Source organism: uncultured Parasphingopyxis sp., assembly GCF_937129435.1.
Classification (GTDB): domain Bacteria; phylum Pseudomonadota; class Alphaproteobacteria; order Sphingomonadales; family Sphingomonadaceae; genus Parasphingopyxis.
The window spans coordinates 123,928-145,965 of sequence record NZ_CAKZNF010000004.1; the positions used below are offsets into that span (position 1 = coordinate 123,928).

Annotated in this window: 19 protein-coding genes; 3 read left to right on the forward strand and 16 right to left on the reverse strand. The window is 65.5% G+C overall.

Features of this window, described 5'->3' with window-relative positions; all coding sequences use genetic code 11:
- Positions 1 to 83: 83 nt before the first annotated feature.
- Positions 84 to 1,685, forward strand: coding sequence for an MFS transporter (locus Q0139_RS01235; protein WP_298016137.1), 1,602 nt, complete (start codon positions 84 to 86; stop codon positions 1,683 to 1,685).
- Positions 1,686 to 1,800: 115 nt separating this feature from the next.
- Here the strand turns inward: Q0139_RS01235 and Q0139_RS01240 are convergent, their stop codons facing one another.
- From Q0139_RS01240 to Q0139_RS01255, 4 genes are all read right to left on the reverse strand, one after another.
- Positions 1,801 to 2,355, reverse strand: a complete 555-nt coding sequence (locus Q0139_RS01240; RefSeq protein WP_298016139.1) for a superoxide dismutase family protein — start codon at positions 2,353 to 2,355, stop codon at positions 1,801 to 1,803.
- 77 nt (positions 2,356 to 2,432) lie between these two features.
- Positions 2,433 to 3,155 carry a 3-deoxy-manno-octulosonate cytidylyltransferase gene (gene kdsB, locus Q0139_RS01245; RefSeq protein ID WP_298016141.1) on the reverse strand — a complete coding sequence of 241 codons (723 nt, stop codon included), beginning with the start codon at positions 3,153 to 3,155 and terminating at the stop codon, positions 2,433 to 2,435.
- Positions 3,152 to 3,979 (reverse strand): 3-deoxy-8-phosphooctulonate synthase, encoded by an 828-nt coding sequence (gene kdsA / locus Q0139_RS01250; protein ID WP_298016143.1) that lies wholly within the window; start codon positions 3,977 to 3,979, stop codon positions 3,152 to 3,154. The genes kdsB and kdsA overlap by 4 nt, the downstream gene beginning before the upstream one ends.
- Positions 3,972 to 4,955 (reverse strand): KpsF/GutQ family sugar-phosphate isomerase, encoded by a 984-nt coding sequence (locus Q0139_RS01255; RefSeq protein ID WP_298016145.1) that lies wholly within the window; start codon positions 4,953 to 4,955, stop codon positions 3,972 to 3,974. Before Q0139_RS01255 ends, kdsA begins: the two co-directional genes overlap by 8 nt.
- Positions 4,956 to 5,106: 151 nt before the next feature.
- Here Q0139_RS01255 and Q0139_RS01260 point away from each other — a divergent pair, with 151 nt between their 5' ends.
- On the forward strand, positions 5,107 to 6,447 hold the full coding sequence (locus tag Q0139_RS01260) for a capsular biosynthesis protein (RefSeq protein ID WP_298016147.1): 1,341 nt from the start codon (positions 5,107 to 5,109) through the stop codon (positions 6,445 to 6,447).
- Between the two features lie 42 nt (positions 6,448 to 6,489).
- Here Q0139_RS01260 and Q0139_RS01265 read toward each other — a convergent pair whose 3' ends face one another.
- From Q0139_RS01265 to Q0139_RS01295, 7 genes are all read right to left on the reverse strand, one after another.
- Positions 6,490 to 8,172 carry a polysaccharide biosynthesis/export family protein gene (locus Q0139_RS01265; protein WP_298016149.1) on the reverse strand — a complete coding sequence of 561 codons (1,683 nt, stop codon included), beginning with the start codon at positions 8,170 to 8,172 and terminating at the stop codon, positions 6,490 to 6,492.
- Entirely contained in the window at positions 8,169 to 9,314 is a 1,146-nt protein-coding gene (locus Q0139_RS01270) for a hypothetical protein (protein ID WP_298016151.1), read from the reverse strand. The genes Q0139_RS01265 and Q0139_RS01270 overlap by 4 nt, the downstream gene beginning before the upstream one ends.
- Positions 9,311 to 9,970: an ABC transporter ATP-binding protein gene (locus Q0139_RS01275; RefSeq protein WP_298016153.1), complete on the reverse strand. Its 660-nt coding sequence runs from the start codon at positions 9,968 to 9,970 to the stop codon at positions 9,311 to 9,313. The genes Q0139_RS01270 and Q0139_RS01275 overlap by 4 nt, the downstream gene beginning before the upstream one ends.
- Before the next feature lie 4 nt (positions 9,971 to 9,974).
- Positions 9,975 to 10,835 (reverse strand): ABC transporter permease, encoded by an 861-nt coding sequence (locus Q0139_RS01280; protein WP_298016155.1) that lies wholly within the window; start codon positions 10,833 to 10,835, stop codon positions 9,975 to 9,977.
- 3 nt (positions 10,836 to 10,838) lie between these two features.
- Positions 10,839 to 12,164 (reverse strand): UDP-glucose/GDP-mannose dehydrogenase family protein, encoded by a 1,326-nt coding sequence (locus Q0139_RS01285; protein WP_298016157.1) that lies wholly within the window; start codon positions 12,162 to 12,164, stop codon positions 10,839 to 10,841.
- Between the two features lie 75 nt (positions 12,165 to 12,239).
- Positions 12,240 to 13,325: a hypothetical protein gene (locus Q0139_RS01290; RefSeq protein ID WP_298016159.1), complete on the reverse strand. Its 1,086-nt coding sequence runs from the start codon at positions 13,323 to 13,325 to the stop codon at positions 12,240 to 12,242.
- Positions 13,322 to 14,584 carry a glycosyltransferase family A protein gene (locus tag Q0139_RS01295; protein WP_298016161.1) on the reverse strand — a complete coding sequence of 421 codons (1,263 nt, stop codon included), beginning with the start codon at positions 14,582 to 14,584 and terminating at the stop codon, positions 13,322 to 13,324. The genes Q0139_RS01290 and Q0139_RS01295 overlap by 4 nt, the downstream gene beginning before the upstream one ends.
- Before the next feature lie 83 nt (positions 14,585 to 14,667).
- Between Q0139_RS01295 and Q0139_RS01300 the strand changes: the two genes are divergently transcribed.
- The gene (locus Q0139_RS01300; protein ID WP_298016163.1) at positions 14,668 to 16,449 is read left to right on the forward strand and encodes a glycosyltransferase; all 1,782 of its coding nucleotides are present in this window, start codon (positions 14,668 to 14,670) and stop codon (positions 16,447 to 16,449) included.
- A 105-nt stretch (positions 16,450 to 16,554) separates the two neighbouring features.
- Here Q0139_RS01300 and Q0139_RS01305 read toward each other — a convergent pair whose 3' ends face one another.
- The 5 genes from Q0139_RS01305 to Q0139_RS01325 form a co-directional block, all read right to left on the reverse strand.
- Positions 16,555 to 17,757, reverse strand: a complete 1,203-nt coding sequence (locus tag Q0139_RS01305) for an OmpA family protein (RefSeq protein ID WP_298016165.1) — start codon at positions 17,755 to 17,757, stop codon at positions 16,555 to 16,557.
- Between the two features lie 228 nt (positions 17,758 to 17,985).
- Positions 17,986 to 18,474: a DUF2793 domain-containing protein gene (locus tag Q0139_RS01310; protein ID WP_298016167.1), complete on the reverse strand. Its 489-nt coding sequence runs from the start codon at positions 18,472 to 18,474 to the stop codon at positions 17,986 to 17,988.
- 29 nt (positions 18,475 to 18,503) lie between these two features.
- Positions 18,504 to 20,699: a phage tail protein gene (locus Q0139_RS01315; protein WP_298016169.1), complete on the reverse strand. Its 2,196-nt coding sequence runs from the start codon at positions 20,697 to 20,699 to the stop codon at positions 18,504 to 18,506.
- Positions 20,700 to 20,708: 9 nt separating this feature from the next.
- Positions 20,709 to 21,137: an NlpC/P60 family protein gene (locus tag Q0139_RS01320; RefSeq protein WP_298016171.1), complete on the reverse strand. Its 429-nt coding sequence runs from the start codon at positions 21,135 to 21,137 to the stop codon at positions 20,709 to 20,711.
- A gap of 46 nt (positions 21,138 to 21,183) precedes the next feature.
- On the reverse strand, positions 21,184 to 22,005 hold the full coding sequence (locus Q0139_RS01325) for a DUF2163 domain-containing protein (RefSeq protein WP_298016173.1): 822 nt from the start codon (positions 22,003 to 22,005) through the stop codon (positions 21,184 to 21,186).
- Positions 22,006 to 22,038 lie beyond the last annotated feature (33 nt).

The following is a 22,038-nucleotide window of genomic DNA, read 5'->3' on the forward strand; positions in this document are numbered from 1 at the left end:
GCAGAAGTCTTTTGCCAAAGCGCGAAGCGCTGTTACACCCCTCCCCTGCAAAAGCAGAAAAAACGTGCCCGGGGAGTTGAGTGATGTCGCAGACTGTCGAGGGAGGCGAAGGCCTCGCGCCCGGCGTCCATGAAGAGGGCACGCCCGAAGTCGCCCATCGCGCCACCGGTTACAGCTGGTACGTGCTCGGCGTTCTCGTCATCGTCTATGTGCTGAACTTCGTCGACCGGAACATCATCTCGATCCTGGCCGAGGACATCAAGGCGGACCTCGGCATCCGTGACGACCAGATCGGCTTCCTCTACGGCACGGCGTTCGGTGTGTTCTATGCGCTGTTCGGTATCCCGCTCGGCAAGCTCGCCGATAGCTGGCACCGCGTCCGGCTGATGACCGCGGGCCTCGCCATCTGGTCGCTGATGACAGCGCTGTCCGGCTTTGCGAAGAATTTCGCGATGCTCAGCGTCGCACGGGTCGGCGTCGGCATCGGCGAAGCGACAGCAAGCCCGTCGGCCTATTCGCTGATTTCCGACTGGTTTCCCAAGAAGATGCGGGCGACGGCGCTCGCCATCTATTCGTCCGGCCTCTACATCGGCGGCGGCGTTTCGCTGCTGATCGGCGGCAAGATCGTCGAATGGTGGAACGAGGCCTATCCGGTCGATGCGCCGCTGGGGCTTGCCGGCTGGCAGGCCGCCTTCATCATTGTCGGCCTGCCGGGCCTTGTGCTCGCTTGCCTCGTCTTCACGCTCAGGGAACCGCTGCGCGGCCAGAGCGAGGGGATCGTCAGCCCGCCGGTGAAAGACCCGTTCCGCGGCTTTTTCCGCGAGCTGATCGCCGTTATCCCGCCCTTCACGCTGATCGGCGCGGCGCAGGCCGGTGGGCGCGGTATCGCGCTGAACGTGCTGGGCGGCGTCGTGATCGGCCTGATCTGCGTCGGCATGGCGCTGGTCACCGACAATTACGTCCAATGGGGCGCGATCGGCGTCGGTTATTACGCGATCTACAGCTGGGCGACGACGCTCAAGCGCCGCGATGCGCCGACCTTCGGCCTGATATGGGGAACCCCGGCCTTCCTGACGACAATCCTCGGCTATGGCATGGTCGCCTTCATGTCGTACGCCGCCAGCTTCTGGGCGGCGCCCTATGCGATCCGCATTCTGGAGGAAGCCCCGGCGACGGCAGGCTGGTGGATCGGTGGACCGGGCGCGGTTGCCGGCTTCCTCGGCATCATCATCGGCGGGCGGGTTGCCGATTGGCTCCGTCAGAGCAATCCGGCCGGACGGCTGATCACCGTCGCCTTCGGTCTCGTGGCCGCCGCCCCGCCGCTTTTCGTGATGTTCACCACCAACGACCCCACGACCTTCTATGTCGCGGCCTTCCTGCAATCGCTGTTCGGCAGTTCCGCGCTCGGCGGTGCTGCTGCGACCACGCAGGACCTGGTGCTGCCGCGTATGCGTGGAACCGCGACGGCAACATTCTTCCTGGCGACGACGCTCGTCGGCCTCGCCCTCGGCCCCTATATGGCCGGGCAGGTCTCGACGATGTCGGGAAGCCTGTCGACGGGTGGGCTGAGCCTGCTCGCTGCCGTGCCAATCGGCCTGATCCTGCTGTTCATCGCCTATCGCACCGTTCCCGAAGCGGAGCGGACCGTCGTGGCGCGGGCCAGAGCTGCGGGCGAGGAGATTTAGGGACCGCGATCTGGCCAATGCCGTTAGGGCTGAGCCTGTCGAAGCCCGCTTCTCGATATCGCGAAACGCCCTTCGACAAGCTCAGGGCAAACGGCCGGAACTTGCCCGCAATCCTTTACATCGCCGCGTAGACTTCACCGCAGGCCACGCGCGATCCGGCATCGCCGGCCGGGTCGGTGCGATAGTCGTCGGGCCCGGCGTGAATCACGACGGCAGCGCCGTCGCCGTCCAGCATCGCCGCCGTGCCGCCGGTGATCCGGGCGCCTTCGACCACCAGTTCGAGAACGCCGCTACCGTCCTGCCCGACGATCAGATTGGGCATGTCGCCCATATGCTGACCCGCCGGGTTTTCGCGGCCATGCTCGCGGTTCATCGGGTTCCAGTGTCCGCCGGCGCTCGTGAAGTCGGGCGCGACGCAGCTGCCGGTCATATGGATGTGCGCGCCATGCGCGCCAGGGGTCAGCCCGCGCCCCTCGATCACCACGCGGACGCCCGTATCGAGCTGCTCGAAGGTCACCGCGCCGCGATCCATGCCGGACGCGTCGGCGAGATCGGCGCGCGCGAAATCGACGCTGTTCGGCGGTGGAATGTCGCTCATGCCGCCAGTGTTCATGCAGCCGGACAATCCGGCGGCGGCGATCATGGCGGCGGCTGTAGCGAGCTTGTTCATCGGCTTTCCCCTTCGGCTTATCTAAGTTGAACCGCTGAGACGCGCTGAAGTTGCATGATTCGGCGCCAAATCGAAGCCTAGCTCGCCGCCATCCGCCTCTCGATCTCCGCGATATCCTCCTGCGTGTCGACGCCGGGTGCCCCTTCCTCCGTCTCGATGAGACGGATCGGGATGCCGGCCGCCAGGAAACGCAACTGTTCGAGACACTCGGCACGCTCCTCCGCGGGTACGGGCAAAGCGGGAAAGGACAGCAGCGCCGCGCGGCGATAGGCATAGATGCCGGCATGCTGGAGATAGCGGGCATGGCCCGTTTCGCGCGGATGCGGGATGACGGCGCGGCTGAAATAAAGCGCGTCGCCGCTGGCGCTGCGGACGACCTTCACCCGATTCGTGTTGTTCGCCTGTTCGGCGCTGATCGGATGGCACAGGCTGGCGACCTCGACCTCGGGCTCGTCGTGCATGAGCTTTGCCAGACGGGCGAGATCGGCGGGGCGCACGAGCGGCTCGTCGCCCTGGATGTTGAGGATCACCTCGGCATCGATCCGCGCCGTGACTTCGGCCAGACGGTCGGAGCCGCTTTCGTGGTCGGCGCGCGTCATCTCGACCCGGCCGCCGAAATCCTCGACCGCCATCGCGATGCGCTCGTCGTCGGTGGCAACGATCACGGCGTCGATGCCGTCCGCTTCCATCGCCCGGTCCCAGACATGGGCGATCATCGGCTTGCCGGCGATCTTTGCGAGGGGTTTGCCGGGAAAGCGCGTCGAGCCCCAACGCGCGGGGATGATCGCCGTCGTCGTCACGCGTTGCGCGAAATGGCGGCGATCGCCTTCAGATCGGCGAGCAGATCCGGCAGCCATTCGAAGGGGAGCATGTTCGGGCCGTCGCACGGTGCGTTGTCGGGGTCGGGATGGGTTTCCATGAAGAGGCCCGAAATTGCGCCGGTCGCCACGGCCGCGCGCGCCAAGGCCGGAGCGTGCTTGCGTTCGCCGCCGCTGCTGTCGCCCTGTGCGCCCGGCAGTTGCACCGAATGCGTCGCGTCGAACACGACGGGGCAGCCTGTCGTTTCCTTCATGATGGTCAGCCCGCGCATATCGACGACGAGATTGCCATAGCCGAAGCTCGTCCCGCGTTCGCAGACGAAGAGTTGCGCCTCGACACCGGCTTCTTCGGCAGCGATCCGCGCTTTTTCGACGACCTTCGTCATATCCCAAGGCGCCAGGAACTGGCCCTTCTTGACGTTGACCGGCTTTCCGGTGCGGGCGACGGCGGCGATGAAATCGGACTGGCGGCAGAGAAAGGCCGGTGTTTGCAACATGTCGACAGCCTCGGCGGCCGGCGCCGCCTGATCGGGCGTGTGCACATCGGTAATGACAGGCACGCCCAGCGTCTCGCGCACATCGGCCAGGATCTGCAATCCCGCATCGATGCCGACACCGCGGAAGCTCGCCGCCGACGTCCGGTTCGCCTTGTCGAACGAGGATTTATAGACGAGGCCGATCCCGGCCCGCGCGAAGATGCCTTTCAGCTCTTCGGCCGTTTCCAGCGCGAAATCGCGGGATTCGATCGCACAGGGCCCGGCAATCACGAAAAGATCGTCCGCGCGCCACGGCCCCGGATCAGTCATGAATCTGGATGACGCCGAGCACCTTTTTCGACGGATCTGCGACGACGAGCGCCGTGATGCGCGCGTCGTGCATCTTGATATCGGCTTCGTAAAGCGTCTCGTCCGGCCCGATCGTCATCGGATCGCGCGTCATGATATCCGCCGCGCACAGGCCCGAAATCTCCTCGGAGCGTTCCAGGCCACGCCGCAGATCGCCATCGGTGACGATGCCGCGAAGCGTCTGATCCTCCATGACGAGGACGAGGCCGAGCTTGCCCTCCGACATCACCGGCAGCATGTCCTTGAGCGGCGATCCCGGCGCACAGATCGGCAGGTCTTCCTTGTGCATCGCCTTGCGAACCGGTGTCTTGAGCCGCGACCCAAGTTTTCCGCCAGGATGATATTGCGCGAAATCCGACGCGCCGAAGCCGCGCGCTTCGCACAGCGCAATCGCCAGCGCGTCCCCCATCGCCATGGCGACAATCGTCGAGGTCGTCGGCGCGAGGTTGTGGAGACAGGCTTCGCGCTCGATCGAGGCATCGAGCGTAACCGTCGCCATCTTCGCCAAAGTCGAGCGCAAATCGCCGGTGATCGCAATGATCGGCACGTCGAGCGCGCGCAAATAGGGGATGAGGCCGAGCACTTCCTGCGATTCGCCGCTGGCCGAAATCAGGATGGCGACGTTGCCCGGCGCAATCATGCCGAGATCGCCATGTGCTGCATCGGCGGAATGGACGAACATGCTCGGCGTGCCGAGTGATGCGAGCGTCGCGCTGATCTTGCGGGCGACGAGACCGGACTTGCCGATGCCGGACACGACGACGCGGTTGTTATATTCGAGGATCAGGTTGACGGCGCGATCGAATTCGTCGTCGATCCGGCTGGCCAGTGTCGCCACCGCAGCGGCGTTGATCGCGAGCGCATGTGCTGCAGCGCGGCGTGGGCTCGTCGGTTGCGCCTCGGGCTCAATCCGGTTGCGAGCGTTCGGAATCTCCATGCCACCTCTTTCGACCGGCAAATGTGCGGTTCTTCCGCTCCATATTGCGGCTTGTTGAAAAATTCCTTCCGTTCAACGCGTTTAACGCCGGATTGGCTTTCGCGCAATAATAGTTCATGTAAGACGGCGGGGCGCAACAGGAGTGAGTATAATGAGGGGCAAACCGCCGCGCGCCGAGTTGGTGCGAGAGTCCGCGCATCGAGAAGCCCCGCGAGAAACGCGCTCCAACCCCGAAATTCCCGCAGATGCGCCCTATTGTTTTCGCGGCCGCAACATCCTGTTGCTGCAGGGTCCGGTCGGCCCGTTTTTCGCGCGGCTGGCACAGGACCTGCGCTGGGCGGGCGCCAACGTCCACAAGGTCAATTTCAACGGCGGCGATCTCTATTATTTCCCCCGCGATTTCACCAATTTCACCGGGCGGATGGAAGAATTTCCCGCCTTCCTCGAACGAATCTGCGAGGAAAAGCGGATCGATACGATCATGCTGTTCGGCGACTGTCGCGGCATGCACAAGATCGCCTGCGACCGCGCCGACAATCTCGGCATCGACGTCTACGTCTTCGAGGAAGGCTATCTGCGCCCCGATTACATCACGATGGAGCGCCACGGCGTCAACGGCCGCTCGGCCATGCCCCGTGCCGGCATCTTCTATCTCAACACCGAGGCACCGGAGCCCAATACGACCCAGACGGTCGGCCCGAGCTTCTGGTTCGCGACCGGATGGGCTTTCACCTATTATTTCTGGGCGATCATTCTCTGGCCACTGTTCCCGCGCTACCGGCATCACCGGCCGCTGAGCTGGTTCGACGGTCTGCGCTGGGTGCGCGGCGGTTTCCGCAAATTCTGGTATGGCTGGCGCAACCGAAAGATCGCAAACCGCCTGACCGGCGATACACCGCCGCGCTTCTTCCTCGTCCCGCTCCAGGTGCACAACGACGCCCAGGTCGGAGTGCATTCAGTGTTCGACGATGTCGAGGAATTCATCCGGAACGTGACGCAATCCTTTGCGTCCCATGCGCCGGACGACGCGCATCTCGTGATCAAGCACCACCCGATGGACCGGCCCTATACCGATTATACGCGGCTGATCCGGCAGTTGCGCGAAAGGACGGGCTTGGGCGACCGGCTGATCTACGTCCACGACATCCACCTGCCGACGCTGATCGTGCGTTCCGAGGGCGTGGTGACCATCAACAGCACGACCGGCATGTCCGCGCTCCACCACGGCAAGCCGACTTTGGCGCTGGGCGATGCCGTCTACCGGATCGAGGGATTGACGGCGAATGTCTCGGTCGACCGGTTCTGGTCCGAGGCAGCGAACCATCCCGTGCATGCCGAACTCTACACGCGCTTCCGCAACCAGCTGATCGAGCGGACGCAGCTCAACGGCAATTTCTACAGGCGCATCCGGATTCCCGGCACGCGGGCCGGCATCAACTGGGCGCGCGGCGCGGTGAATGCGAATGCCAGGGGCGACGACCAGCAAGGCTGATCCGCCCGGAACAGCGGCAAGTCATCGCAGGCCTGCCCGACCCTAGAAAATCCTGAAGATCGAGGCGACGGCGAGGCCTGTCTGGCCCAGAATTTGCGCGATATCGCGAATGAGGGCGATCGTCTGTCCGGGTGCCCGGGGCGGGACGAGGATACGGTCGCCGGGCCGGACATCGCCGCCGAGCTGCACACTGCCGTCGGGGTGGATAACCAGCGTATCTCCGCGATCGGCCAGACGCGTAAATCCGCCGGCCCGCTCCACATAATCGCGCGCATCGTTGTTCGGCGTCCACAGCATCGTCTGCGGCAACTCAACTTCGCCCGCAATCACGACGGTCTGCGTCTGATAAGGGATGACGATAACATCATCGGGTTCCAGCAGCACCTGATCGAGAACCGCGTCGTCGGGGAAGGAGATCAATCCGCGCGGTTGAACCTGACGGGCGCGCTGGATGAATGCGGCGAGCGCAGGGACCTGCGCCGCGCGCGCCTGCGCCACGCCGGGAGACGAACCGGTATCGGTGTAGATAGCACGCTCCAGCCGTGCCAGATTTTCCTGCAACAGCACGCGCTGCGTTTCGGCGATGCTCGCCCTCTCGAGATAGATCATCGGGACATCGGCAAGCGGATCGAGCGGGATCTGTGCCAGCAACGGGCCGAGATAGTCCCCGCGATTGACGACATAGGCCGACGGACCCGTGGTAGCCCCCTCGACGCGTACGACGAAGGTGTCGGCCGGGGCATCGGCCTCGAAGCGAACGCGGTCGCCATCGAACAGGGTGATCGACGCGAATTCCTCGCGCGTCATATAGGCGTTATAGGGGCGCCCGTCGCGCGTGCCGAGCACGGACACATGGGTGACTTCGGGCCGGGGCCGCGCGTAGAGCAGCAGCTCGCCGCCCGTGCCCGCCGCATTCTCGAACTCGAAGGTATAAGGCGCGCGGGCATCGCCGGTGACCGACACGATTGGCCCCTGCTGCCCGACGACGATCACGTCGCCGCTGCGAATATTGACGCCGGACAAATCGCCATTGAGCAGGAAGTCATAAAGGTCGAGCATGCCGACGGTCTCGCCGCCGCGCCGCACGATAATGTGGCGATAGCTGCCGCGCTCGGGATCGATCCCGCCTGCCCGTTGCAGGAAGCCGATCTCCGATTCCTGCGTCGCGCCGGTATGGCCACCGGGCCGCAGCACCGGCCCGGTCACGAACACCTGGATCTGGCCGGCGCTGGCCAGCGTCGCATAGGTCTGAACGGTATCCTGATAGACATTGCCCGCGGCGCCGCTGACGACACTGTTGAGTTCCGAGGCCGGCGTACCGGCAACCGCAACGGGGCCGATATTGGGCAAGGCGATGTTCCCCTGTGCATCCACCGTGGTCTGGATCGACTGGTTGGTCAGGCCGAACGTCGTCACCGAAACCGTGTCGCCGGGACGAACGATGTGATTGGGATCGACGAAATCGGATTCCTGCAGCTGATCCAGCGGCGGAAAAAGCTCCGAACCGAAGGGTTCGGGCCTACGTCCGGCAAGCTGGTCCTCGCGCAATGTCGTATCATCGTTGGATGCCCCGCGCTGGTCGTCCTGCAGCACGGCCGACGGAGCCGAGCCGGCCCCGACCGCGCTGGCACCGCTATCCGCGTCGATCTGCGCCGGCGCAGGACCTGCGGCGAAAAGGCCGATAACGGCGAAAAGGGGCAGGAGCGAACGCAGAACACGGGTCATTGCATATGATCCTTGATGACCGAATAGCTGAGCATGGAAAGCGACATCAGCAGTGCGATGCCGATGGCGATGCCGATGAGATTGGTGAACCGGCTCCAGTAATTGGACGATTCGGGGAGCCGGGGCGGAACGAACGCGACGAGGTAGCGGCGCTCATTCTCGCGGGTGAGGACGGCCTGCTGCCGTGCCTGGATGGCCGCATAATAGGCTTGCTGCGCGAATTGATAGTCGAGCATCGCCGTTTCCGAAGCCACGTCGCGCCGTGCTTCGTCGACCCCGGGCCCCCCGCGCAGTTCGGCCATATATTGCGCGCGCTCCGCTTCCAGCGCCGCGATCCTCTCGTCGAGAGCCTGGATTTGCGGCGATTCCGGGCGGAACTGAGCGATGGCGGCGGCGCGCTCGACGCGGGCATTGGCAAGCTGCCCCTCGATCTGGGTGATCAGGCCCACCTGCTGCTGCGATTCCGCCGTCGCAATGCTGGTAGCGCGATTGGCGCGCGAGGTGATCGCCCTGCGGCGGGCGGCATTATATTCCTCGCGCCGCGCCTCGACCTCTTCGTCGGCAGCGCGGACCGCCTCGTTCTGCACACGCCGGTTGAGCTGGTTGACGACGGCTTCGGTCTCGGTCAGCACGCCCTCGGACAGCCGCAATGACTCTTCCGGCGAATAAGCGTTCACCGATACCGTGACGACATTGGCGACGGCATCGTAGGAAACGATGGACTGCTCGTTCCAGAAATCCGTCTTGCTCCCCAGCGAGGAATCGGGCGCCACTCGCGCGGCGGGATCCAGACTCCAATTTCCGAACGCCGCGTCGAACCCGTAATTTTCGACCAGCCGCGCAACAAGTTCCTGCGACTGGATAAACTGCACGATGATTTCGCCATCATTCCCCTGCTGGGTAATGGCGGGCAGTCCGACACCGCTCAATACGTCCGGCGAGCGCGGTTCCAGGCCCTGGATCGTGAACTTCATTTCGGTTTCGTATTCCGGCCGCGCGATGAGCGCATAGTAGAGGAACATGATCAGCGTCGGCAGCAATATGCTCAATGCCACCACTTGCAGCCGGCGGCGGCGCTTGGCCTGCCTCGGGTCGAGGCCTTCGGTATCGGGCCACGCCAATTCCTTAAGCCGCGCGATCATGCCGATATTCTTTCATAATATTCCGATGCTTCTTCAAGCGAATCAAACAGGGAGAGACGGCCTTTGTGTACGACACCGCCGCGATCGCAAATGCCCTTCATCGCGCCGGCGGCATGCGAGACCATCAGGATGTCGGATTCTTCACGACGATTCTCGAATTCCTGCTGCGCTTTTTCCTGAAACGTCCAGTCGCCGGCGGACAGCCCCTCGTCGATGACATAGACCTGAAACCTGATAGCCATGCTCAGGCCGAATGCCAATCGCCCCCGCATGCCCGAAGAATAGGTGCGAACCGGTTCGTGGATGGCGTTGCCGATGTCCGCGAAATCCTGAACGAAATCGGCGACCTCTTCATAGTCCGCATCATATATCTGACAGACGAACCGGAGATTCTCCATTCCCGTCAACGTGCTGTTGAAGGACGACGTGATCCCGAGGCGCCAGCTGATCGTTACGTCGCGCCACACCCGTCCATGGGTCGGCCGTTCGGCACCGCAGATGATCCGTAACAGGGTGGACTTGCCGGCGCCGTTCAGTCCCAGAATGCCGTAGCTGTGCCCGCGTTCGAAGGTCGCGTTGACATCGTGCAGAACCTGCTTTTTGCCGATGCGGCGCGACCGATAGGTCTTGCTGACATTGATCAGTTCGATCGTCACGGCGCTAGCTCACAATCTCTTCATGGCCGGTCAGAAGCAGAATCCGGTCGATCACAAGCCCGATCACGAGCATGACCGTCGCGAAGGACAGGATATATATCGGACTGTAGGAGTCGCTTTCCCAATTCGGAATCGCCGCCGACCTTATCCATTCCAGTTGCTGGGCGATCGGGTTGTAGACCATGTAGCTTCGGGCGCCCTGCGGCAATTCCTTCAAGGTGAAGAAGACACCGGACAGGAACCATATCGGCCGGCTGAGATACCCCCAGACATTCGTCCAGACCGGAACAACCCTGGCGAGGCCGGAACTGAAGAAACCGAATCCCAAGGCAAAATAGAGCAGCGAGAGAATGGCGACCAGCAAACCGGTCGGGTCGCCGAAGAACATATAGGGATCGACGCCGATGACCATGTACATCGCAAAGACAAGCAGAATGAACACGACAAAGGTCGTCGCCATCTCCAGAAAAATTCGAGCCAATATGACATCGACCGGCATGACCTGCGGGTAGCTGATCAGCCCGAGATTCGCCGAAACGGCGCTGGCGCCGCGGCTGATGCACGTTCGGATCAGGAAGAAGGGAACGATCCCGAGCAACAGGAAGACAGGGAGCGGCACCGGAATCGGCGAGACCCGTCCCAAAATTGTAAAGGCGGCGATCAGGATCGAAAGCTCGATTACCGGATCGATCAACGCCCAGGCATAGCCGATATTCGACGAGCCGTAACGCGTGCGCGATTCGCGGATCATGATCGCGAAAATCACGCGCCACATGACCCGCATCGATTCGCCCAGTTCCGCGAACCAGGCGGGGCTGAACGCTGCGCGGTCCCGTTGACGGTGCAGGGGTGTCCGGCTCGCCATTGCCTATGCGGCCTCGGCGGGATGTTGCGGCATGCCCACGCCGACATAGTCGAGCCCGGCGTTTCTCGCTTCGTCCGGCGAATAGACGTTGCGCAAGTCGACAAGAATCGGCGCGTTCATGATCTTCGCCATACGCGACAGATCGAGGGCGCGGAACTGGTCCCATTCGGTGACGATCACGAGCGCATCGGCACCATCGGCCGCGGCATAGGGATCGGCGAGAAATTCCACGTCCTGAAGCTCGCGCTTCGCCTGCTCCACCCCTTCGGGATCGCAGGCGCGGATCGTCGCCCCCTCGTCCTGCAGTGCCTGGATGATCGCAATCGAGGGCGCCTCGCGCATATCGTCGGTATTCGGCTTGAAGGTGAGCCCCAATATCGCGACCGTCTTGCCGCGCACATCGCCGCCCATGGCGCGGATGACCTTGCGGCCCATGGCGCGCTTGCGCGAATCGTTCACCTTGACGACCGATTCGACGATTCTGAGCGGAACCTGCTCGTCTTCCGCTGTTTTCAGCAGCGCCAGCGTGTCCTTGGGAAAACACGAACCGCCATAGCCGGGGCCGGCATGGAGGAATTTCGGCCCGATCCGGTTGTCGAGACCAATGCCGCGCGACACGTCCTGCACATCCGCACCGACGATTTCGCACAGATCGGCGATCTCGTTGATGAAGGTGATCTTGGTCGCGAGGAAGGCGTTCGCCGCATATTTGATCAGTTCGGCCGTTCGCCGCCGCGTGAAGAGCAGTGGCGCCCGGTTGAGGTTGAGCGGCCGGTAAATGCGCTCCAGTACATCGCGCGCGCGATCGTCCTCGATCCCGACGACGACGCGATCGGGCCGCTTGAAATCGTCGATCGCCGCGCCTTCGCGCAGGAATTCGGGATTGGAAGCGACCCAGAACTCCGCCTGCGGCGCGGCTTCGCGCATGATCCGTTCGACCTCGTCGCCGGTACCGACAGGCACGGTCGACTTGGTAACGATCACGGCCGGACCGGTCAGTGCACCGGCGATTTCCTCGGCCGCGGCATGGACATAGCTGAGATCGGCGTGCCCGTCGCCGCGCCGAGAGGGCGTGCCGACAGCGATGAAGACGGCGTCGGCACCAGCTACGGCGCTTGCCAGATCGGTGGTAAAGGACAGCCGTCCGCCAGCCACATTGTGTGCGACGAGCGCATCGAGGCCGGGCTCGTAAATCGGCATCTTGCCGTCCTCGAGCGCCGCAATCTTCGCCGCGTCCTTGTCGACGCACACGACGTCATGGCCAAAGTCCGAGAAACAGGCACCGGATACGAGCCCGACATAGCCCGTCCCGATCATCGCAATTCGCATGAAATACCCCGAAAATCGATCTGGCGCGCTTTACAGCAGCCCTAGCGTGAACGCCAGCATAACGGGAAATGCGCGCTATCCCAAGCCCTTGCCACCGCCTTCGAGCACAACAATTAGCGACGAAACGTCCGGCAATTCCGCCGAATTCGGCGAGTCTGACGCAAGCGCATCGCGGATCGCACCGGCCCAGTCCCGATCGCCAATCGGAGGCGTATCCGAAGCGGGCCACCCCGTGCCGAAGAGTTGCGGCTTGCCGAGTGCCGATGCGATGCGCGCCATGGCCGAAATATCCGATCCGGGCGGTTCGGGCCGCGTCCTGGGACAGACGATCACGTCCATGGCGCCCAGCAAGGCCGGCCAGCGCAGGGGGAGCGGTTCGCCGAGAATATGGAGGGCATCGCCGATACCGCGCCGTTCGGCTTCGGCCGCCAGCCAGGGGCCCTGATCGCCGCTGCCGATAACGGCCACCGATGCGCGCACACCCGCTTCGTAAAGCGTCGCAAATCCATCGAAAAATGCACGATATCCGTCGTCATCCGTCGCCGTTCCGAGGCAAGCGATGAGCGGACCGTCGCCTTCCAGGCCGAATTCCGATTTGGCCAGCGCGGTGTCTTCGGCGCCGGGGCGAAGCGCCGCCACGCCCTGTTCCCGCAAGCGGGTGACAAGGCCGGCGAGTCGATCCGCAGCGCCGCCCGAAATCGCCGCCTCTTCCGCCAGCGAGATAGCCGTTTCCGGTGCCTCTTCAGCGACCGCCAGTGCAAGTTCGGCCAGCGCCCGCGCCTTGGCATCGGCCGGTGCGTTTTCGGCGCGGACCCATGACGCGGCCGCCTCCGGCCCTGCCTCGCGCAACCGCTCGAGCGCCGGATCGACAAGCTTCAGCCGTTCGGCGATCCCGACCGGCAGCGTGTCGGGCACACGTTCGCGCGTCTTCGCACGCTGCTTGAGGCGCAACCGCTGAATCTTGCGCGGAAAGGCGAGCAACCCCTTGAAACTGCGCGCCTCGATCACCGCCCGGCCCAGCCCGTAAGCGAGCGTCCGGTTGGCGTTGATGACACGGTGTTCGAGTTGCTTCTTCTCGGCGCGCAGTTCGGCAATCTCGCGCTCCGCCGCTTCCAGCCGCGCCGCCAGCTCCTCCGCCGTCTCTTTGCTCTCGTCGCTCATGTCTCGCCCGGCACCTTTAGGCCCGCATGGCGAAACATCCAGTCCGCGCGATAGGCTTCGCGCTCGGCGCCCAGCATCCCGCCCTCGGCCGCATCGCTGAGCGAGCCACTACGCCAGCGCGCCACGAGCAGCACCGCCGGGTCGCGGCGAACGGCGGACTTACCGTGAAGCATCTCCAGCCGCGCGAACATTTCGGAATCCGCGCCGGTCGGCACCTCCTCGAACGGCCCCGCCGCCAGCAGCGTCTCGCGCCTGAGCAACATCGTAATGGGCACCATGCGGACAATGGGAAAGACGCGCGGCGCGACCGGCGCACCGTGCTCGTCCATCCGGATATGGTTGGCGATGCAGACGGCCCCGTCGCCCAGCCGCTCCATTTGCCGCGCGATCCGCTCGGCCGGCGACCAATCATCGGCGTCGAGAAAGGTGATATAGTCGCCGGTCGCGGCCTCGATGGCGGTGTTGCGCGCGCCATAGACGCCGGGAGTGCGGCTGTTTTCCAATAATCTGACACGCCGGTCGGCTTCTGCCAGTTCCCGCGCAACTGCGGCGCTGCGATCATCAGAGCGGTCGTCGACGAGCAGCACTTCGATATTGCGCCAGCTCTGCATCAGGATCGACCGGACCGCATGGCCGAGCGTGTCTTCGGCATTGCGATATGGGATGATGACCAAAACGAGAGGCCCTTCGACATCGCCCAATTCTGCGCTTGCGAGATCGCCGATCGCAAACGATGCTTCCGAGGGCTCCAATATGGGGGCGACGCCATCGATCGCGAGCATGGCGTTGATTGCTTCGCGTGCGGCGGTCTGGTCGCCCTGACGAACGTCGATGGCTGCGCGCAATGCCTGCGCCTCGCGCTCGCCCGCCGGCCCGGCGACGCCGCGATCCGTGATCGTTTCGCCCATCGCGAGAAGGCATGCAGCGCGCGCCTGCTGTGCATCTTCGGGAAGAAGGCGCGAGGCAAAATCGGCGTCCACCGGCGCGATCGTCCGGGCCAACAGCCGGCGCTGATCGTTCGTCAATCTGTCTGCGGCAAAATGTTCACCCCGCGAAGCACGCGCAAGCAGATGACCGAACTGTGTCATTTCGTCTCTTGCGGGACGATCGGCCGCGAGACCGTAGAGCCCCAGCCGCGCCAGCACGTACGGGTCCTCCGCGCCACCGCGCAGCGCGGCCCAGTGCATCGCCCGGTCGGCGGCCTTGCGGGCGGCCCATAGCCGGATCGGGCCGGGCGCGCTGCGCGCCAGCCACTCCACCGTCCTGTCACCGGGAAACCGCGCCAGCGCTCCTTCTCCCCTTCGATTGCCCGGCCCGCGCCGGCATCCTATGGATTTGGCGCATGAGTGACAGCTTCCCCCGAAACGCGCAACGGCTGGCCGATGCGCCGGACGCGCGCCGCTTCGACCGGCTGACGCTCGCGCTCGCGCAGGGCCGGAACACCACGCCGGAAGAGCCGGTGGCGGCGAAGGAGGCGGTCGCGGAATCGGACATGCTGTTCGACGAGGCCATGCGCGGCGATTTCGGACCATGGACGGTGAGCCGCAGTATCGACCTTGCCGTGCAATGGCCGCATATCGAGCAGTTGCAGGTCAATGCGGGGCGGCTGCTCGCGCTCGGCGGGGACGAGCGCGCCTCGAAAATCTGCTGGCGCAACATGATGACGCGCTTTCCCGCCTCCGATACGGTTTTGCGCCACTATGTCGCGCTGCTGGCCGAGGAGATCGGGGAGGAACGTGCCGAGGCGGTACTGCGCACCTATCGGCCGCAAGCGGGCGATGACGAAAGGGAACTTGGCGCATCGGCACCCGATCCCCTACCGGAGCTCGATCTGTTGCTCGAACGCGCCCTCGCCTGGCGCCGCGATCATCCGCCCCGCGTCGCGCGAACGGCGCTCGCGCGCATCGTGCTGATCGGCGGGACGCTGGGCGGCGGCGGTGCCGAGCGGCAACTCGTCAACACGGCGCTCGGCCTGCAGGCGCGGCGCGAGAGCGGATGGCCGATCGGCCCGGTAACCGTGCTCTGCCGCAAGCTCGATTCACGGCGCGGGCATGATTTTTATCTGCCGAAACTGGAAGCAGCGGGGATTCATGTGGCGGACTATCTGCGCGCGGAGGCCTGGGGCGGGTCGGTCGCCGATGCGCGGCTCGGGCCGTTCGCAAAGGAGATCGAAGCGCTGCCGCCCCGGATGCGCGAGGGCGCAATCCGGCTGACCGAATATCTGCGCCACGAGGCGCCCGATGTCGTGCAGATCTGGCAGGACGGGTCGATCCTCGCCGCCGGGCTCGCCGCCCTCGCCGCCAATGTTCCCCGCATCGTGCTCAATGTCCGGACCATGCCGCCAAGCGCGCGCAAGGACCGCCGCCGCGCCGAACAGAAGCAGCTCTATCGCGCGCTGCTGTCGGCCGATGGCGTCACCCTGACCGCCAACTCGCACGGCGCGGCGCGCGCCTATGAGGACTGGCTGGACCTCGAATCAGGGAGTGTCGCGGCGATGCCCAATGGCGTCGAGACGCTCGATAAGGATGCCGGGATCCGGGACAGGGAATTGTGGGAGGCGTTCACCCGAAAGACCGGGCACGGCTTCACGCTTGGCGGTATCATGCGCCTGGACGCCAACAAACGCCCGCTCGAATGGCTGGAGATCGCCGCGCGCCTCGCCGCGCAGCGCAAGGACGCACGTTATATCCTGATCGGCGCGGGGCCGCTACGCAGCGCGGCCATGGATTATGCGCGGCGGCGCGGACTGGCGGATCGTCTCCTGCTTCCCGGTCGCACGCCGCATATCGGCTATTGGCTGTCGCATTTCGACGCGCTGGCGCTGACTTCGCGGCACGAGGGACTGCCCAATGTGCTGATCGAGGCCCAGCTTGCGGGCGTACCGGTGATCACGACGCCCGCCGGCGGCGCGGCCGAAGCCGTCGCGCCAAATCCCGCCAATCTCGTGCTTTCGGATGCCGGCAAGGTGCCTCATGGCGAAGCGGTCGCGCAGTGTCTTGCGCTGGCGAACCGGGAGCCGCGGGCGATACGCGACGATGCCGATGACATCAGCGGCTGGGCACGCGACAATTTCGCAATCGAGACGATGATCGACCGGACATTGGCGCTGTTCACGTCAGGTTAGCCGGCGAGTTTCGCCGCGAGCCGGGCCACGCATCATTTCGCAAGACAACAAAAAAGGGCCGGTCCGAAGACCGACCCTTCTTTTGTTTCGGCAGATGCCGGGAGCCTACATGCCGGGGCCGTAGGTGATCTCCACGCGGCGGTTCTGCTGTTCGCGAACGCCGTCGGCGGTCTGAACGAGCGGCCGGCTTTCACCGAAGGCTTCGCTCGACATGGCCGCGTCGGGGACGCCGCGAGAGCTGAGGTACGCCCGGACCGACGCATTACGCCGTTCCGACAGACCCACATTGTAGCTCGCCGAACCCGAACGGTCCGCGTGACCCGCCAGCATGACCGAGGTCGGGCAACGGCCCGTCTGGTACTGCGCTGCGACCGAGTCGAGCACCGAAGCCGCGTCCGGACGGATGTCCGACCGATCCCAGTCGAAGAAGACCAGGAACGGACCCGGCTCGCACGCCGGAGGCGGCGGCGGAGGCGGCGGGGGCGGCGGAGGCGGAGGCGGAGGCGGCGGAGGCGGCGGGGGCGGAGGAGGCGACCCGAAGTTATAGGTCAGACCCGCCAGAAGGCTGTGCGTCCGGTGCCGGAAATTCGCGTCCGAGCTGTAAAAGGTGCGAACTTCGATATCGGGCTGCGTAAAGTAGCGATATTCGAGGTTCACGTCGATGTTGCGGGTAACCGGAGCGCGCAGGCCGGCCATAAGCTGCCAGGCGAAACCGCTGTCGGAATCGTCGAGATAGACCGGCGAAGCGTCGGTCACGCGAAGCGCGTCGACGCGGGTGCGGGCAACGCCGACACCACCGCCGACATAACCCTGAATCCCGTCATCGGCACCAAAGTCGATGAGGCCGTTGACCATGAAGCTCAGCGTACGGGTGCTGCCGCGCGCGCCGTTCCATTCGAACGGAATGCCCGGAGCGTTGCCGCCGCCGTTGCCGACGCCGGGACGACGCGGGTTGTAGGCCGTGCCGGGACGACCGCCATCCTCGATCGGAAGCGCCGCACCCGGAATGTCCGACTGACGCAGGCCCGTCACTTCGGCGCGCTGATAGGCGACATCCGCTTCGAGACGGAACCAGCCGAAATCGTAACCGACATTGCCGCCGACGCTCCAGCCCGGAGCATGATCGACTTTGAACGTGTCGGAAGCGGTCACGCCGAGCGAATCGGTGACATCGTAGTCGGTGTCCTCGACAAACATGAGGCCGCCTTCGACGCCGATATACCACGAATCGTCGCGAGCCAGCGCGGGCGTCGCCGCAACGGTGAGCGCGGTAGTTGCGAGCGCCGCTTTGATGGCGAACTTGCGCATAAACTTTCCCCTTTCTTACAAATTCCTAGCGTAGGAATGACTGAACCAATATCGGAACGGTTATATCCGTGCAAGCGCACAAATCCCCGATCTGTTGCCAAAATGCCGCAACTGGCGAAACAAAGGCTTCGTCAAATGCTGCATCTCAACCGCGTAACGCATCTATGCCGTCCGAGTTGCACCGTGACAACATAAATTGGCAAATTTGGGGCCTAAACGGAATTCGTTTCAATTTTCTATCAGTCCGTGTGCGCGGAGCGCCGAAAGAATCGCGTTGACCACGGGGACCGGATCTCCGCCCGAACCGAGATCGCCGATTGCCGCGCCGCGCGGCCCCACGACCTGATCGCCGTCTATCACGAGCGCATGGCCGGTCAGTTCGCCCTCAACCCATGTGGCGCCGTCATAGCGAACATCCACGCCGGCACTCGCCAGGTGAACGGTCATGCCCGGCCTGGGCGCCATGTAACGCCATCCGCCGCCGGTCCAGAAGGCCAGCATATCGGCCTGCCCCGCCCATGCCCCGCTCGGCGACCCGCCGACGATCCAGGCCTGGCCGGGTTCGGGCGCGCCGGTGGGCACGTCGGCTCCCACCGCCTCGACGGCGGGATGCAACAGCGCATCGACCAGAGTCAGTGCCTCGTTGTGATAAAGCTCCTTCTGCGCCTGTCCCGGCAGGATATGCGGCAGCGCGAAGCGCGGGGTCGTGTCGGTCATGACGGAAAATACTCCATTGGGGGCGATGGCTAGAGATCGAAGACATGCACGCCGTCGGGTAACGACCGGCCGAGCGAACCGAGCCGGGCGATTTGCAGCGTGAATTGCGTCGCCGCTGCCGCGCCGTCGGCCGCGATCGCCGACGCCGCATAGAGGTAGGTGCCGCCCTCGATCTCGGCCGTTCGCGGGGCGCCCCCGGCACCGGTCACGACAAGCGCCCAGCGCTCCCCGTCCTCGGCAAGCGGCGCGTCGGCGCCATCGGTCCAGCTCCATCCGGCGCGGCTGCGCCGTTCCCAGGCGAAGCGGACCGAACCGTCATCCTCGCGCCGCGCGCGGACGTGAACCGCCGAGGGAGGGCGAACCGACCGGCCAACTAGGCCGGCTTCCTGCGACACCGCCATCTCGTCGCCCTGCCCCGTCGCCAGCAGCCGGACCGGCGCGCCGATCTGCCCGGCCTGCGCTTCGAAGGCTTTGAGCGCGTCGGGTTCGAGCAGCACGAACCGCTCTCCCGCCACATGGCCCTCCATCGCCCATTCGGTTCCGCGCCGTCCGCGGACGAGACGCGACAGGCGGAACCTTCCGGCACCGATCGGATCGGCGCGGCCGAACTGGACGATCTCGTCGCCGATCAGCGCGGCATTGGCGCCGCCGACGAGCGCGTCGTCGGTCCGCCCCTCGAGCCACATATCCTCGTGCAGCAGCGCGACATCGACCGATGCGATGTCGTCGAACAGCGCCGCCGAGCCCGGCGGCAGGACCGTTTCCGTCTCGCCCATTGTCGCGGGCGCCGCCGTGCTGCCGATGCTGACATAGCTGGCGCCGCCATCGAGGCTGATCTCGAGCGCCGCCGATCGCCAGCCGGCCGACGGCCCGGCCGCGGCGATCAGCAGGCGCGGCGCCTGGTGCACCGTGCCGTCGAGCGCGGGCAGATCGAGCAGGTGGACGACCGTCGGGCCATGCAGCCGATCCGGGTCCGCAACGCTGCGGCCGGGTTGCGCCGCATCGGCGGGCATGATCGCGCCACCGCCGACACGGACGCAATCGAGGATCAGCGCCATCGATTCGAGCGTGGCGGCCTCGACTCTCCACTCGCCCGCCATATCGGGAAATCGTATCCGCACCGCCGGGCGCAGTTCCAGACGGCGCCACGGCAGGCGCACCCGCGCCGTTTGCCGCCCGGACCAATGCCGTTCCAGCCGCGCGGCCGCCACACCGCGCGCCGTGGCCGCCTCCAGCGTCACGGGCAGGTCGATTCGTTCGGCGCGGCGTCCCGGCCCGTTATGCCGCGCGCGCTGCAACCCGGCCTGGAAATCGCGCGCAGGCTCATAGTGTCGTAGCGCGATCTCGTCCGGCACGGCTTCGGCGCCCCGCGTCTCGCGCTCGATCCTCGGGGCGGGATCGGCACCCTTCGCGGCGCCGAGATCGTCCTCCGCCACAACGACCGGCTCGGCCGCCGCTTCGTGCAGCAGGAGCGTCGAGCCGTCGTCCGACAGCCCATGCGGGAAGGCGTCGAGCAAGGTGGCCAGCGCGCTGGCGATGCTCGCGCCGTCGGCGGCATAGCCACCGATCGCCGTTTCGCTCTGCGCCGTCATATCGGCCCCGGCCAGTTCGTCGACGATCGCATCGAAGCCCACCGCGCCGGTATCGGCCTCGACCTCGAAGCTGAGCGAGGGGATGCGGTTGCCGAAATCGGCGAGTTGCAGGTCTTCGAACACCGCCAGCGCGAGGCCGCGATAGGCCGGCGTGCCGCCCACGCCCTCCGCCGAGGCGATCAAGGGATCGACCGCCTGCCCTTCCCCGCCTGGATGCAGCCGGAACACCGTCTCGCTCTTCCAGTCGCCCGCCTCCCCGCGCAGCAGCTTGCCGTCGGCCCAGATTCGTTTGACCGCGAGGATCGGACGAGACGAGAGCGCCACGGCAAAGCTGGCGCTGTAGCTGTACGTCACGCTGCCCGGCCGCCCCTTGCCGCCGCCCTCGCGTTCGCGCGTCTCTTTCAGGTCGGTCGCCCAGACTACCGTCCCGGCCACCCGCATCGTGCCGAATATCCTGGGGAGCGGCGTGCCGTAGGATGAGGTCTGGATCCGCAGATCGTCGAGCCGCGGGCCCTCGCGGTCGGCGGGCGCGAACAGCCGGTTGTCGACCTGCTGCCCGATCAGCGCGCCGATGGCGCCGCCGATCGGCCCGCCGATGACGCGCCCGGCCGTACTCAGGATCAATGTCGCCATGGAATGTCCTCAGGATGCCGGCTCGGAAAGCCATGTGAAGGCGGCGATCACCGGCCAGGACGGCCGTCCCGGCGTCTCGACCACGCGGCGCTGCCTGGCATCGGCATGGATGAAGCTGCGGCCGGCTAGCACCGCGAGATGGAACTGGTTTGCCGCCGGCGCGCAAAGCACGAGGTCGCCCGGGGCGGCCTTGACCGGATCGACCGGTGCGAAGCCGTTTGCGACGATCTGCCGCCAGATCGCATCGCTGCTTCCGCCGCGCAGCGCATAGCCCTGCGGCAGCACCGGCACCGCGCCCGCCATAGAATAGGCCTTGGCGACGAGCCCAACGCAATCGAGCCCGAATTCCGCATCGCGCCCCTGCGGGCGGAAGCGTGTTCCGACGCAGGCACGCGCCGCCGCGACGATCGCCGCCGCGCGTTCGGAGGGATGGGTCATGGGAGATTCCTGATGAAGCTCCTCTCCCGCTGGCGGGAGTGGAATTTTACCCCGCCCCCGGATAGCGGGTGAGGAGATCATTTCCGGGGAGATGCGGTTCGCCGCGAAAGTTTTCGGCATTGGCAAAACGGTCGCGGCAGGTTTCGAAGATCTTGTCACAGCCCTGGACGACCTCGACCCGGTCGCCCTCGGCCACAGCCCCGGCCACCGGATCGCGCAGCGTCAGCCGGACGCCGTTCGATCGCAGGATCGCCGCGTCGAGCCCGCTGTTCGCACCCGTCACCCAGCGAAGACTGCCATCCGCATAGGCATTCGCGACCGGTTCGGCATCGGCGATATCGACCATGCTCTCGTCGAGGACCGCAACCACCTCCGAAATCCGCGTCAGCGGCGCGAGATCGACGCGGCAGCGCTTGTCGCCGAGCCGCGCGCGGCAATCGGGCGAGGTCAGTTCCGCCACCGGCCGGTCGAGCCGCGTCGCCGGGCCTTTCAGCTCTGCGGTGAATTCGCGTCCCGATTGCGAAACCGTGCCGAGTTCGCCGCGTGCAAGGAACAGCTGCTCGCCGCCGGGCGCCTCCCAGTCCACCGCCAAAAGCCTGAGCTCCGCCCCGTCCCAGCGCCCCGCCGCCAGATCGGCCTCGGTAATCGCATCGTTGGTCAGCGCGCCCGACAGGTCCATGCTGTCCGCCTCCAGCCCGTCCGACCAGGCGATGGCCGAGGGCAGCATCCCTGGCGCCGCGCTGTAGGTCAGCCCGTCGATAACGAGATCGCGGTCGTGCGTCGTGAAACCCAGCGCGACCCCGTCCCGCCGCCGCAGCCGCCAGCAAAAGGCGAGCGTGGTGACGGGGGCGTGGAGGAAATCGGTCATTGAGAATGCACTCCAAACCTTCTCCCTTGATGG